The 13,617-nt window shown below is 33.6% G+C and carries 16 protein-coding genes; 13 read left to right on the top strand and 3 right to left on the bottom strand.

Annotated elements, in window-relative coordinates; genetic code table 11:
* Positions 1–4 precede the first annotated feature (4 nt).
* The 12 genes from pseC to EWM59_RS24755 all read left to right on the top strand — a co-directional run bounded on the left by pseC (position 5) and on the right by EWM59_RS24755 (position 12,103).
* Positions 5–1,183, top strand: a complete 1,179-nt coding sequence (pseC, locus tag EWM59_RS24805) for a UDP-4-amino-4,6-dideoxy-N-acetyl-beta-L-altrosamine transaminase (RefSeq protein WP_130023942.1) — start codon at positions 5–7, stop codon at positions 1,181–1,183.
* Positions 1,180–1,701: a GNAT family N-acetyltransferase gene (locus EWM59_RS24800; protein WP_130023930.1), complete on the top strand. Its 522-nt coding sequence runs from the start codon at positions 1,180–1,182 to the stop codon at positions 1,699–1,701. The genes pseC and EWM59_RS24800 overlap by 4 nt, the downstream gene beginning before the upstream one ends.
* Before the next feature lies 1 nt (position 1,702).
* Positions 1,703–2,578, top strand: a complete 876-nt coding sequence (locus tag EWM59_RS24795) for an aldo/keto reductase (protein WP_130023929.1) — start codon at positions 1,703–1,705, stop codon at positions 2,576–2,578.
* On the top strand, positions 2,569–3,333 hold the full coding sequence (locus EWM59_RS28295) for a cytidylyltransferase domain-containing protein (RefSeq protein ID WP_207220065.1): 765 nt from the start codon (positions 2,569–2,571) through the stop codon (positions 3,331–3,333). Before EWM59_RS24795 ends, EWM59_RS28295 begins: the two co-directional genes overlap by 10 nt.
* On the top strand, positions 3,326–4,633 hold the full coding sequence (locus EWM59_RS28290; RefSeq protein ID WP_207220064.1) for an aminotransferase class III-fold pyridoxal phosphate-dependent enzyme: 1,308 nt from the start codon (positions 3,326–3,328) through the stop codon (positions 4,631–4,633). Before EWM59_RS28295 ends, EWM59_RS28290 begins: the two co-directional genes overlap by 8 nt.
* Before the next feature lie 52 nt (positions 4,634–4,685).
* Positions 4,686–5,705, top strand: coding sequence for a GNAT family N-acetyltransferase (locus tag EWM59_RS24785; protein WP_130023928.1), 1,020 nt, complete (start codon positions 4,686–4,688; stop codon positions 5,703–5,705).
* Complete coding sequence (gene pseI, locus EWM59_RS24780) at positions 5,702–6,745, top strand: pseudaminic acid synthase (protein WP_130023927.1); 1,044 nt, start codon at positions 5,702–5,704, stop codon at positions 6,743–6,745. The genes EWM59_RS24785 and pseI overlap by 4 nt, the downstream gene beginning before the upstream one ends.
* Before the next feature lie 11 nt (positions 6,746–6,756).
* Positions 6,757–7,668 (top strand): phytanoyl-CoA dioxygenase family protein, encoded by a 912-nt coding sequence (locus EWM59_RS24775; RefSeq protein WP_130023926.1) that lies wholly within the window; start codon positions 6,757–6,759, stop codon positions 7,666–7,668.
* The gene (locus EWM59_RS24770) at positions 7,665–8,195 is read left to right on the top strand and encodes an acyltransferase (RefSeq protein WP_130023925.1); all 531 of its coding nucleotides are present in this window, start codon (positions 7,665–7,667) and stop codon (positions 8,193–8,195) included. Before EWM59_RS24775 ends, EWM59_RS24770 begins: the two co-directional genes overlap by 4 nt.
* Positions 8,185–9,402 (top strand): hypothetical protein, encoded by a 1,218-nt coding sequence (locus EWM59_RS24765; RefSeq protein WP_130023924.1) that lies wholly within the window; start codon positions 8,185–8,187, stop codon positions 9,400–9,402. The genes EWM59_RS24770 and EWM59_RS24765 overlap by 11 nt, the downstream gene beginning before the upstream one ends.
* Positions 9,403–9,509: 107 nt before the next feature.
* Entirely contained in the window at positions 9,510–10,793 is a 1,284-nt protein-coding gene (locus EWM59_RS24760; protein WP_130023923.1) for a hypothetical protein, read from the top strand.
* Positions 10,794–10,798: 5 nt separating this feature from the next.
* Positions 10,799–12,103 carry an O-antigen polymerase gene (locus EWM59_RS24755; RefSeq protein ID WP_130023922.1) on the top strand — a complete coding sequence of 435 codons (1,305 nt, stop codon included), beginning with the start codon at positions 10,799–10,801 and terminating at the stop codon, positions 12,101–12,103.
* A 126-nt stretch (positions 12,104–12,229) separates the two neighbouring features.
* Here EWM59_RS24755 and EWM59_RS28840 read toward each other — a convergent pair whose 3' ends face one another.
* From EWM59_RS28840 to EWM59_RS28835, 3 genes are read right to left on the bottom strand one after another with little or no spacing between them, the layout of a single operon-like run.
* The gene (locus EWM59_RS28840) at positions 12,230–12,559 is read right to left on the bottom strand and encodes an IS1 family transposase (protein WP_130023941.1); all 330 of its coding nucleotides are present in this window, start codon (positions 12,557–12,559) and stop codon (positions 12,230–12,232) included.
* Positions 12,560–12,568: 9 nt separating this feature from the next.
* The gene (locus tag EWM59_RS27870) at positions 12,569–12,895 is read right to left on the bottom strand and encodes a hypothetical protein (protein WP_165372293.1); all 327 of its coding nucleotides are present in this window, start codon (positions 12,893–12,895) and stop codon (positions 12,569–12,571) included.
* On the bottom strand, positions 12,840–12,956 hold the full coding sequence (locus EWM59_RS28835; protein ID WP_130023920.1) for a transposase-like zinc-binding domain-containing protein: 117 nt from the start codon (positions 12,954–12,956) through the stop codon (positions 12,840–12,842). Before EWM59_RS28835 ends, EWM59_RS27870 begins: the two co-directional genes overlap by 56 nt.
* A gap of 161 nt (positions 12,957–13,117) precedes the next feature.
* On the opposite strand from EWM59_RS28835, the gene EWM59_RS24735 reads away from it, so the two are divergent.
* On the top strand, positions 13,118–13,617 hold a 500-nt coding region (locus tag EWM59_RS24735; protein ID WP_374755957.1), incomplete at its 3' end, for a hypothetical protein.

The raw sequence follows: 13,617 nt of genomic DNA, 5'->3' as shown, positions 1-13,617 counted from the left end.
TCAGATGGAAGCTATTCCTTACGGGAAACAACACATTACTGAAGAAGACCTGGCTATTGTTATAGAAACGCTTAAAAGTCCTTATTTAACACAAGGACCTAAAATTAAAGAGTTTGAAGATAACTTTGCCAAATATATTGGAGCAAAATATGCGGTTGCTTTAGCTAACGGAACAGCCGCCCTGCATTTGTGTGCGATGGCTTTAGGTGTAAAAGAAGGAGACAAAGTAATTACGACTCCTATTACTTTTGCGGCTTCTGCCAATTGTGTTCGCTATTGTGGAGGAGAGGTTGTTTTTGCTGATATAGACCCTGATACATATCTGATCGATATTGATTCGGTTAAAGAATTATTAGAAAAATCTCCTAAGGGTACTTATACGGGTATTATTCCTGTAGATTTTGCCGGAAGGGCTGTAAACTTAGAAGAATTCCGTAAACTGGCCGATGAATATAATCTCTGGATTATTGAAGACGCCTGTCATTCGCCGGGTGGATATTTTACAGATTCAACCGGAAAACAACAAAAATGCGGAAACGGTAATTTTGCCGATTTAGCTATCTTTTCTTTTCATCCGGTAAAACATATTGCCAGTGGTGAAGGTGGCATGATAACCACCAACGACGAAAAACTTTATCAAATCCTGCTTCAGTTACGTACACACGGCATTGTTAAATCAGACAATCTGTATGTAAATAGTATAGAATTTGCCGGAGGAACTGATAAATATCCGGGTTGGTATATGGAAATGCAGACGCTGGGTTATAATTACAGAATAACCGATTTTCAGGCAGCTTTGGGTGATAGTCAGCTTAAAAGAGCCGACGAAGGCTTAGTAAGAAGAAGAGAAATAGCTGCCCGCTACTTTGACGCTTTTAAAGACTTTGCTCCTATCAAAGGGCAATCGGGCGTAGTAGAAGGTCATGCTTACCATTTATATGTCATTGAAGCAGAAGACCGATTAGGTCTTTATAATTATTTAAGAGAACAAAAGATTTTTGCACAGATTCACTATATTCCTTGTCACCTTATGCCTTATTACCGTGGTTTAGGCTGGAAAGAGGGCGACAAGCCAAAAGCAGAGGCCTATTACAGACACTGTATCAGTTTGCCAATGTATCCAACGCTTACTGAGGCAGAGCAAGCGTATGTAATAGAGAAAATAAAGCAATATTATCCATGAGAAAAGCGAAAGTTCTCGATTCTGCCCGGTTGAATTATGTACCTCTTTCAGCTACCCATGTATCCCAAACCTATGCTGACTGGATAAATGACCCTGAGGTAAATAAATATCTCGAAACAAGACAAACAACCTTAGAGCAATTAGAGGACTTCGTAAAAGGACAAGAGAAAAAAGATATTCTGTTCTGGGCTATTCAGTTAAAAGATAGCAATAAGCACATTGGTAATATTAAGATAGACCCTATTAATGACGTTGACGCCTCTGGCGAGTATGGTATTTTAATGGGAGATAAAAGTGAATGGAAAAAAGGTTATGCACAAGAAGCCTCTGAAAGAATAATTAAATTCTGCTTTGATGAATTCAATCTCTCTAAAATAACTTTAGGAGTTGTTGAAGAAAACACAGCGGCTGTTAATTTATATAAAAGACTGGGTTTCGAAATTTATCAGATAAAAGAGAATAGTGGTGTATATGAGGGTAAACTCTGTAATACATTAAGAATGGAATTGAAGAAATAGAATGCCTGCCCACAACAATAAAATCATTCTGGGAACTGTACAAATGGGGATTCCGTATGGAATCAATAATAAAACAGGGAAAATATCAGAAGAAGAAAGCCATCAGATATTAAAATATGCCTATGAAGCAGGCATTCATACATTAGATACAGCAGAGGCTTACGGTGAAGCGCATGCTATCATCGGAAGTTTTCATAGAGAAAACCCGGATATCAGGTTTAAGGTAATTACCAAATTACCACATAACTTTAAGGGTAATATTGAAAACACAGTTAAAAATTATTGCGAAGTACTTTGTGTAGAACAATTAGAAGCAATTATGTTTCATTCTTACACAACTTTTACGCAACATACTGATTCTTTAGATGAGTTAGTCGATTTAAAATCTCAGAATCTAATAAAACTCATAGGAGTATCTATTTATAATAACAACGAATTTGAGGATTTGTTAAATTATGCACAAATAGATTTAATACAACTTCCTTTCAATTTATTAGATAATGTTTCTCAAAAAGGGAATCTTTTAAACATTGCCCGAGAAAACAATAAAGTAATTCATTCAAGGTCTGCCTTTTTGCAAGGCATATTTTTCAAAGACATAGAGGACCCTAATCCGGTTGTTCAGGCATTGAAAAAAGAATTACAAGAAATACATACCATTGCTACTACCGAAAACCTTGAAATATCCTCACTTGCTTTGAATTATTGCTTACAAATAGAGGCTATTGATAATGTTTTAATTGGAGTAGATAGTTTAAATCAGTTGATTGAGAATTTAACAATACTTGGAAAGCCGATAAGTAGCGACAGCATCAACAGAATTAATAAAATAGTTGTTGCGGATAAAAACTTATTAAATCCTTCTTTATGGAAATAGGCGTTTGTTTAATAACACAAGCAAGAACCGGCAGTACCAGACTCCCTGGAAAAGTCTTGAAAAAGATTGAGGGAGAAGAATTATTAAAAATTCATCTGACACGCCTTTCAAAGTGCAAGACCATCGATAAGATAATAGTAGCTACTACTACCGAAAATGACGATGTTCTTATTGAAAATCTGGTAAAGAGTTGGAACTATGATGTTTTCAGAGGCTCTGAAAATGATGTTTTAGATAGATTTTATCAAGCCATTGCCGCATTCAATGTTCGTCCGCAATGGGTTGTCAGAGTAACCTCAGATTGTCCATTACTTGACCCTGCATTAGTGGACGAAGTGGTAAAGTTTGCTCAGGAGAAAAATGTAGATTATGCTTCAAATGTTTTAATAGAGCGATTTCCTGACGGACAAGACGTAGAGGTATTTAAATTTAGTGCTTTAGAAACTGCCTGGAAAAATGCTTCATTAAAGTCAGAGCGCGAGCATGTTACACCTTATATCCGCAATAATTCTGATTTTAAAGGCGGAACACCTTTTACTGCTGCAAATTATCCATGTGCTGAAGATTTCTCTAAGATAAGAATGACAGTAGATGAAGAAAAAGACTTTTTGTTAGTAAAAAACTTAATTGAACAATTAGGTACTGATAAAACCTGGTTAGCATACACTAATTTTATTATAGAAAATAATTTAGATAATATCAACGGGGGCATCATTAGAAACGAAGGATATTTAAAATCTATCAACAATGAATAGCGGACAAGATTTATATAGAAAAGCTAAAACTTTAATTCCGGGAGGCACGATGTTGCTTTCTAAAAGACCGGAAATGTTTCTTCCCGAAAACTGGCCATCTTACTACTCAAAAGCCAAAGATTGTGATGTGTGGGATTTAGATGGAAACAAGTACACCGATATGTCTATCATGGCTATTGGAACCAATACTTTAGGGTATGGAAACGATGAGGTAGACGAGGTAGTGATGAATGTGGTAAGAACCGGAAATATGTCCACTTTCAATTGTCCGGAAGAAGTGTATCTGGCAGAGAAATTAATTGAACTTAATCCTTGGGCAGATATGGTTCGCTTTGCAAGGTCGGGAGGTGAAATTAATGCCATTTCGGTCAGAATTGCAAGAGCCGCCTCAGGAAGAGATGATGTTGCTATCTGTGGGTATCACGGCTGGCACGATTGGTATCTGTCTGTTAATCATAATCAGCACGATGGGTTGGATGGTCATTTATTGCCCGGCTTAAACCCTACCGGTGTTCCAAAAAATTTAAAGAACACGGTACATCCTTTTCATTATAACAATATCGAAGAATTAGAGCAGATTATAAAGGAGAAAAATATAGGTGTTATTAAAATGGAAGTAGTCAGGAACATGGGCCCTGAAGATAACTTCTTACATAAAGTGCGTGAAATTGCTACCAAAAACAACATCGTATTAATATTTGACGAATGTACCTCTGGTTTCAGAGAAACTTTTGGAGGCATATTTTTGAAATATGGTGTGGAGCCGGATATGGCAATATATGGCAAAACCTTAGGTAACGGTTATGCAATTACGGCAGTAGTAGGTAAAAGAGAAGTAATGGAAGCTGCCCAGAAAACCTTTATAAGCAGTACCTTCTGGACAGAAAGAATAGGACCTGCTGCAGCCATAAAGGCATTAGAAGTAATGGAAAGAACAAAATCCTGGGAGTTTATTACCGAAGCAGGCAAAAAGGTTCAGAAAGGCTGGCAAAACTTAGCAGACAGTCATAATATTCCTATTGCAATCTCAGGTATCCCTTCTTTAAGTACTTATAGTTTTCAGGGAGAAGACGCTCTTAAATACAAGACCTATCTGACACAGGAAATGCTGAAAAAAGGGTTTCTGGCAAGTACCAATTTCTATGGCTGCTTAAAACACAGCGATGAGATTATCAACAGCTATTTTGATGCGTTAGATAGTGTTTATAAAACTATCAGCGAATGTATCAAAGGAGAGAAAGATATTAATTCGCTCTTAGAAGGACCTGTTTGCCATGCAGGATTTAAAAGATTAAATTAAAAAATAACAATAGTAATAGCCAAACAAGAATTATTAAATAAAATTCAGATTGATGCGGGAGTATTCTTGTTTAATTAAACAACAGTTCAGTTCAGATAAATATGCTATTGTTCCGATAAGAGAAGAGGATAAATACGCGATTATGGAATGGCGTAATGAGCAGATTTATCACTTAAGACAAGCGGAACTGCTGACAACTGAAAAACAGGATTGGTATTTTACTAACATAGTAGCTAAGTTATTTACAGAAGAGAATCCTAAACAGTTGCTCTTCTCTTACTTAGAAAATGGCATTTGCATTGGTTATGGCGGATTAGTTCATATTAACTGGATAGATAAAAATGCTGAAATCTCGTTCATTATCAAAACGGAATTAGAAAAAGAGTATTTTGAGTTTCACTGGACTACTTACCTGAGCTTGATAGAGCAGGTTGCTTTTATAGAACTGAATTTTCATAAAATATTTACCTACGCTTTTGATATTAGACCTCATCTGTATCAGGCTATTGAAAAAAGCAATTATCTATTAGAAGCAAGACTAAAAGACCATTGTTTATTTCAGAATAGATTTATTGATGTGCTGATTCATTCTAAAATCAATGCTATCACTCTCAGAAAAGCAGATGAGAATGATTTGATGCAGTATTTTGAGTGGACAAACGATGAAGAGGTCAGAAAACAATCGTTCAACAGCAATCCAATCAGTTTAGAAAACCACAGTAACTGGTTTCATAAAAAACTGGCCGATAAAAACTGTTTGATGCTCATTGCCGAAAATGCACAAAAAGAACCCATCGGACAAGTAAGGTTTGAGAAAGATACAGCTCAGAAGATAAGTGTCATAGGGGTTTCATTAGATAAGAGCTGTAGAGGAAAGGGACTGGCCGGAAAAATATTAGAACAAGCATCTGTATATTTTCTGAAAGAGAATCCTGACTATATTGTAGAAGCATATATAAAAGCAGAGAACAAAGGCTCTTTAGGAGCATTTTCGAAAGCGGGCTTTTCTCTTAGTAAACATTTAGATTATCAGGGCATAGAAAGTGTTTTATATACAAAAAGCAATTCATGAAGATAGGAAATTACAATATAGGGCAAAATTATAAACCATTTATTATTGCTGAAATGAGTGGCAATCATAACCACTCGTTAGAAAGAGCATTAAAAATAATAGAAGTTGCTGCCGCCTGCGGAGCCGATGCACTTAAATTGCAGACTTATACCGCCGATACAATTACTATTAACGAAAGAGGGGGTTTATTCGATATCGAAGATAAAACTTCGCTATGGCAGGGAAGAAATTTATATGAATTATACCAGGAGGCTTATACTCCCTGGGAGTGGCACGAAGCTATGTTTAAATGTGCTGCTGATAATAATATTATCATTTTTTCGACACCTTTTGACGATACAGCAGTAGATTTTTTAGAAAACCTTAATACCCCGGCTCACAAGATAGCTTCTTTTGAAAACAATCATCATCCATTGCTAAAAAAAGTAGCCAGAACCGGTAAACCTGTTATTATGTCAACAGGAGCAAGTTCGCTTGCTAATCTGGATGAATCGGTAGCAGTGTTAAGAGAGAATGGTTGTAAAGATCTGGTATTGCTCAAATGTACCAGCAATTATCCTGCAAGCCCTGAAAACTCTAACGTACGTACCATTCCGCATCTGCGTGATTTATTTCAATGCGAAATCGGACTAAGCGACCATACGATGGGTATAGGTGTGCCTTGTGCTTCGGTAACCTTAGGAGCAACGGTGATAGAGAAACACTTTTGTTTAAGTCGTGCTGAAGGTGGAGTAGATTCGGCCTTCTCATTAGAACCCGATGAACTTAAATTGCTGGTTATAGAAACCGAAAGAGCATGGCAGTCATTAGGACAAGTACAATACGGAGTGCAAGAATCTGAGAAAAAAAGTCTTTTATTTAAACGTTCTATCTATGTGGTAAAAGATATTAAAGCGGGTGAAGTTTTTACGGAAGAAAATATAAGAGTTATACGTCCTGGAGATGGTATTCATCCAAGATATTATGAAAGTTTATTAGGTAAAATGGCTACGACAGATTACGAAAAAGGGAAACCATTAATTAATAGACAAATTTTATAAAATTGACTCATATGAAAAAAAGTATTTTTCAAAGGATTAAAAACTTCAAGTTCAGAGGTTTTGATTATTATGCGATGAGAGGGGTTTCTAACAAAACACTTAGAGATGCTCTTATTAATTTTATGGTTTCATCAAGAGGGAAAAAATATAAAGGTGAGTTAAAATCAACTTTTATTAATTTCAATAACCTTGAGAAACATGTTGAGAATATGAATAAAGACGGTTTTACGGTAGTAGACTTCAAACTATCTCCGGAAAAACTGAATGGAATTCTTTCTTATGTAGAAAAATTACAGTGTTATGACCCATACAGAAAGAATTTAGGTCCTATCGACCCGGATAATGCTCCGGAAGAAACCCATACAGCTCACTATAAAAGAGCAGAACTGGTTGGGAATCCTGATATATTAAGCATAGCCAACGATAACGGCATTCTGGCACTTGCTCAGGAGTTTTTAGGAGCAACACCTACCATAAGTAATATTAATTTGTGGTGGTCGTTTGGCGGAAGAAAGCAAGCAGAAGAAGCGCAGCTTTATCACAGAGATGTAGATGACTGGAAATTCTGTAAATTTTTCATCTACTTAACCGATGTATCGCCTGATAATGGCCCACATATCTACGTTAGAGGAACTTCCAGTTCACCAAAACTTAGAAAAATCAGAAGATACATGGATAATGAGATAGAAGATACTTTTGGAAAAGAGAATGTAATGAAATTTGTAGAGCCTAAAGGCAGTGCCTTTATGGTTGATACCTACGGATTTCATAAAGGCTTGTTGCCAAAAAGTGGTAAAAGACTTTTATTACAGGTGCAGTATTCTCTTAACCCGCTTAAAGTAGAGAATTACACGCCTGTTTCTTTGGATAAAGCTGAAATGACACACGATAAATTTGTAAACAGACTTATTGTTGAATCATGACAAACCCATTATACACTTCTGTTGCGTCTTTTCCGTTAGTCAGAATATTTACCAAAATATTAATGAAAGTGTTCTATATAGCAGATAGGCTGTATAGTCATATGAAATTTCGGGCATTGGTAAAAAATGCAAGTAAAACAGCCCTATGTCATTGGACGACTGACATTAAATACGGAGAAAATCTTACGATAGGCGAAAGAAGTGGTATTAATAAATATTGTAGCATAGGCGCACATAGCCCGATTACTATTGGCAACGATGTAAGAATATCAAGGGGCTCTATTATTGAAACAGCAGGATTGAATTTTAATGTTCCCCCACCTTATAAGCACATTTCTAATCCGATTGTGATTGAAGATGGGGTATGGATTGCTTCCAATGTAATAGTTTTAGGGGGAGTAACGATAGGAAAAGGCTCAATAATTGGTGCGGGGGTAGTTGTTTCAAAAAGCATCCCTCCCAACAGTATTATTGTATGTGCGAGCAATAGAGTTTTAGACAAAAAAACCCCGGTACATGCTAATTAAATTAAAATCGTTAATAGTTTCTGGTAAAAAACAAATTTCTTCCGATTATGTAAAAGCGATTTTTTTAAGATACCTTCTGTATGCCTTTGGCGTAATTGACAGTTTAATAGTACCTATTTTACTCAAGAATCAGCCTGATACATACTCGAATATTGAATACTTAAAAAACGCTATTTATTTATTTCCGAACATTTTATTGGGGTCATATAGTGGTTATACATATATAAAATACAACAAAGGGGTTGACTTATTCAATGTTCTTTTCAAGATAGGTTTTATCAGTAGTTTTTTTCTGGCAATTATTACTGGAATTATTATCAATAATTATGTAATAATTTTCCCTCTTTTATTTATAAACCTATACACTATTATTGAGCAGAGGCTGAAAGTTGACAAGAAGTTTTCTTTAGCTTTTATGTTTAAACCTCTACTGGCTATTTTCAGTATTTTAATTGCATTTCTGAACTATAAATTTACCTTAGCAATACATTATAATTTTTTTATTCTTTTAACATTTTCATTAGCCTTTTTTAGCTGGTCTATCCCATCAAGACAATATTTTTTTTTCGACAGCTCTTTTTTCAAAATAAAAAGGATAGAATTATTAAAGTATTTATTGCTGATAAAGAAAATATTTACAGGGGTATTAGCATCTTTAGTATTAGGAGTATTAATATTTTCAGAACGATACATTGTAGAAAAATTTTATCCGGGTTATTTGGCAACTTATTCTTTTGCCTTTAATCTATCTCAGATTATTGTAGTTTTAATTAGTGCCTTTAGCTATTTATCGAATATTTATTTAGGTGAAAAAATAAACAACATTGATAAAAATAAGCTTAAATCACAGCTTAAAGTTTCTACTATCGGGTATTTAGCACTATTCATCTTTTTTTCAATTACAGTTGTATTAATTCGTCCTTTATATGGTCACTTTGACAACCTTATTGTCATTACACTCTTGGTGACTATCGGAAAAGGATATTATTATATTACAGGGATTTTCAGCCCTATTGCCGTTTATAAAGATTACAATACAAAGATGTTAATTACAATTACATCAATTTTCATTTGTAATGTATCTATAACTTTTATTCTTGGCATGCAGGCGGTTCCGTTAATTACAATTTTGATTATTGATAGTTTGTTTATTCTCTCTTATGCATTTTATGTTTTAGACATTGTATTCAGGAGAATTTCTTATTAGCGTTAGTACATTTATAACTCTATAGTTTTACTAAAACATTTCAATTACCGATAAGTTTATTAAGTCTTTATTCAGACAGACTTAATGATAAAGCAAATATTTAGTTTATGGATTTAAAAGATTTCTTTAATATAGATCATAAAAATAAAAAAGTATTATTGTATGGAAGAGAGCCTAAATTAAGTGGATTACTATTCAGAAATTTCGGAGATTTTATTATCAAGAAACATTTAAAAATAGATAATTACGCGATTCTTTCTGACTATGAACCTAACGCTGATTATTATTTAGATTTAAAAAAATATTCTCTTAAAGACTATACTTCAGAAGATTTTAAAATTGTAGAAGAAGTTTTAGACATTGAAAGTATAATTAAAAATGAAAGAGTCTTCAGGCTCTCTATGTCTTACTATGACTCATGTCAACTTATTTATAGCGCAGCAAAATTTTTAATCGAATTATTCAGACAACATAAGTACGACATTCTGCTAACTCACACAGTTGACAATTATGTAGTTGATATACTTACCCGGTTAGCAAAATATTTTAATATTACAGTTATAGCTTATTGTGCCAGCTCTTATGGGTCAAAATACATAATGATTTCAGAAAGAGGAGAGTACAATTTAGTAAGAGAACCAAGTTTAGAAGAAGTAGATAACTTTGTAGCATTTCTGGAGGATTCTTCTGCAAAGCCTTTAGTAAAAACCAGAAAACAAGTTAATAGCAGGGTTTTCAAATATTATTTTATTTATAAGATAAAATATATATGGCATTATCTATTCCAACACAAGTTTCTTGGCAAAATAGATTATCGCTACCTGATGACTACTGCACAGATATATCCAAGGTCTCTGAAGAATATTTTTGGCATAGATCATTTCTTTATTAAAAGTATCAAAGATATTCCGCCTTTTTCCAAAGAAAAAGCAATCTATTTACCTCTTCATTTTCATCCGGAAGCTACTACCGAATACTGGGTACAGAATAAAGATTATTTAACTTATTACCCTTCATTGTTTAAAGTAATTAAAAACTACCTTGAACGAGGATTTACCATATTGGTTAAAGAGCATACGGCTATGCACATGATGCGGGATAAAAATATTTATAAACAGCTATCCAGCTTAAAAAATGTATATTTACTAAGTCCATATATTTCAACTTATGAAGTATTAGACTATGTAGAATACACTATATTATGGACCGGAACAACTGGGGTGGAAGCCATTATGAGCGATAAAAAAGTAATTTTAACAGAAACCGAAACCTATTATTCGCATAATAAATTAGCGTATATTAATAACGAGAATACGGCTAAGATTTTCTCAAAAGAGGATAAAAGAGAATTAGCTAAAAGAATATTAGGCAACTTATTAAAGATTGAGTAGAGTATATGTTGAATAGATTATCTGTATATTATCCGTTAAAAGTATTTATTTATAGTTGGGCAGCTATCTTTTTAGTCAGAACCTTTGGCTTAATGGACTATGCCTCTATAAAACTGGATACGTATATATTAATAATGCTATTCATAGGTGCCTTCATAGGTGGTTTTTTCTTATCTCTATCTTTATTTTCAAAGAGGTTTAGTACTTTAAATGAAAATAATGATTCTAACGTAAATATACATTTAGGTGCATATAAGCATTTAAAAATTCTTATATATATATCATTTGTTCTTTCTGTAATATGTATAGGTGCAATGAGTCAAAAAATTTCCTCTTTAGCATCTAATTACTCTTCTGAAATCTCCTTAGAAGGAGTCTCACAAATAAGAGGTTCCGTATTAGGAGATGAAAGCTATGAGGTAGGGGGCAACATCTATGGCATAATATCAAATATACTATTTGGGTTTCCAGTATTATGTGGCATTTTATTATTAGCTTATAAAAGTATTATTTCTTCATTATTAAAAATTTTGTTATTGGCTGGCTTTTTAGGAGGAATAATAGCTTCATTTATGACCGGAGGTCGATTTATGGCTTTTACATTTATACTCTTCTATATTTATGGAGAAATTATAAGACCTAAAGGAGAGAAAAAAACAAACCTAAGAAGAAAAATTATTATAATAGTTTTTCTTCTTGGATTTATATGGATTTCGAGCATTATCTTTCTAGATAGAATGAATAACAGAGATGTAAGCGATGTTGTTTATCTTTTACCCTTGTGCTATCCTAAAGATTTTACAATCTATATTTTAAAAATACAACCTAATTTAACCTCATTATATATATATTTTGAATATTATTTAGCTCATGGTATTAATCAGTTGGACATAGCACTAAATGCTCCTTATCCACTAAGAGCGCCTTATCTTGGTGCTTATTCATTTAAAACAGTTGCTTTAGTACTTAATAAAATTGGATTTAATCTCATAACTAGTACTGATATTGTGAATGATATAGTAAACCCAGGTGTATACTTTACAGAAATTGGAGCTCTATATATAGATTTTGGCTATATACTTTCCATTTTGTTCACTTTTGTTTTTAGCTTCACTTTCAGTATAAATTGGATGAATTATAGATGTAAATCTGGTTTTATAAGTTTCTTTAATTGTATTACCTTTCTAACCCTAACAATAGCATCCCCAGTTGTTTCCTTAATTAGTTCAGGATATTTTTCTTCTATTTTAGTTGCAATTATTTGTGTATGTGTTTATAGTAAAGTATTTAAACTACCAAAGCTCTCTTAAAATTGCACAAGTTACGTAAACTAAGTTCAAATTAAAAATATCGAATTTAAGGTTTGATAGACTTTTCTATTATAATGTCACTAAAACTCTTAATCATTCGGTAATGTTACAAAATGTATGCCGTATTTAGTCAGTATTATTTAACCATATATAGGCTTTAATAAAACCAAAGTGCATATCGTCTTTTTTAGAAAAACAGATAGTCCTTCGGCATAATCTTTTAATATGAGTTCTAAAATTAAGGTTTTGACGCTCAATTTTCTGAGTCTTTTTCTTTGAGATTGTGTGTTTTTCTATGGGAATGTACTTTTTATATGACTTCCAGTCATCAGTATAATATTTATTTATTGTCAAATGCTCTAATTTTTTAAATAGCTTTTTACAAGTCGCATCATTTCGTTTGCCTATTTGAAAAGCTAGTATTTTTCCAGAATCGGCACAGTAGGCATACCGCAGCGGCGGCCGCTAAACCCAACGTTTTCCTTGCTTTCGTTTACCAACCCATGACCAAAGTTCGTCTAAAATAACATTTTCATAAGTCGCTTTAAAATCAGGCTCTGTATGAGTTTTAAACCATAAACGAAGTGTTAATATAACTATTACAGCACTGACTTTCAGTACATTAGCTATATCTCTGATGCCACTAGCTCGCATCGCCATTTTGGGAATTTGGAGTCTAATGCGGCGGTTTGCACCCTGATATTGATATTCAAACTGGATCGGATCGCCGAAGCGTTTATTTATGGCAATCTTTGCAATAAAAATTCTGTTTACCGTTGCCCGTAACACCATTCTCTTTTACTTTTGGTGTTTCACAATGAGGGCAGTATACTTTGACAAGAACGTAGGACATTCTGCAAAGGTATTGCTCTCATGTGGTTTTTACTAATTAGCATGTGAATCAAGGGTTGAAATTATCAGAAACAAACAAGGAGTATTTTGTTAAATTGCAAAATGCGACATTTACAATTAATACAAACTTACAGCTTTGTTTGTGAGTGCTATGATACGCACATGAGTTTACATTTCCAAAGACAGAGCAATAATAATTGTCCTGAATTTACAGACCAAGAGGCAATAACGATTTACCTATGTGGTATTTTCGAAGGCCATTATAACCATCGCTCAACTTATGATTATATGGTCAATCATTGGTCATCATGGTTTCCAAAATTGCCGTCATATCAAGCTTATAATGCACGAATTAATGCAATATACTGGCATTTTGAGGTAATTATTTCCCATTTGATGAATCAAATGAATTTTAATGATTGCTATGATAATGTATCTTTGGTGGATTCATTGCCTATCATGCTTTCCAAACACCCTTATACAGCTAAAGTAGCATCTGAGATAGCAGATAAGGGTTATTGCGATGCAAAAAAACAATTTTATCATGGAGTAAAGCTCCATTTGATAGGTAAGGACAGATTTGAAAAAATACCTAAACCTAACTTTTTTGATTTTACGCCTGCCAGTGTGAATGATTTAACAGCTATAAAACCCATGATTTG

It is taken from the genome of Emticicia agri, assembly GCF_004168285.1.
GTDB classification, from domain to species: domain Bacteria; phylum Bacteroidota; class Bacteroidia; order Cytophagales; family Spirosomataceae; genus Emticicia; species Emticicia agri.
This window is presented reverse-complemented; position numbering and strand designations above follow the sequence as displayed.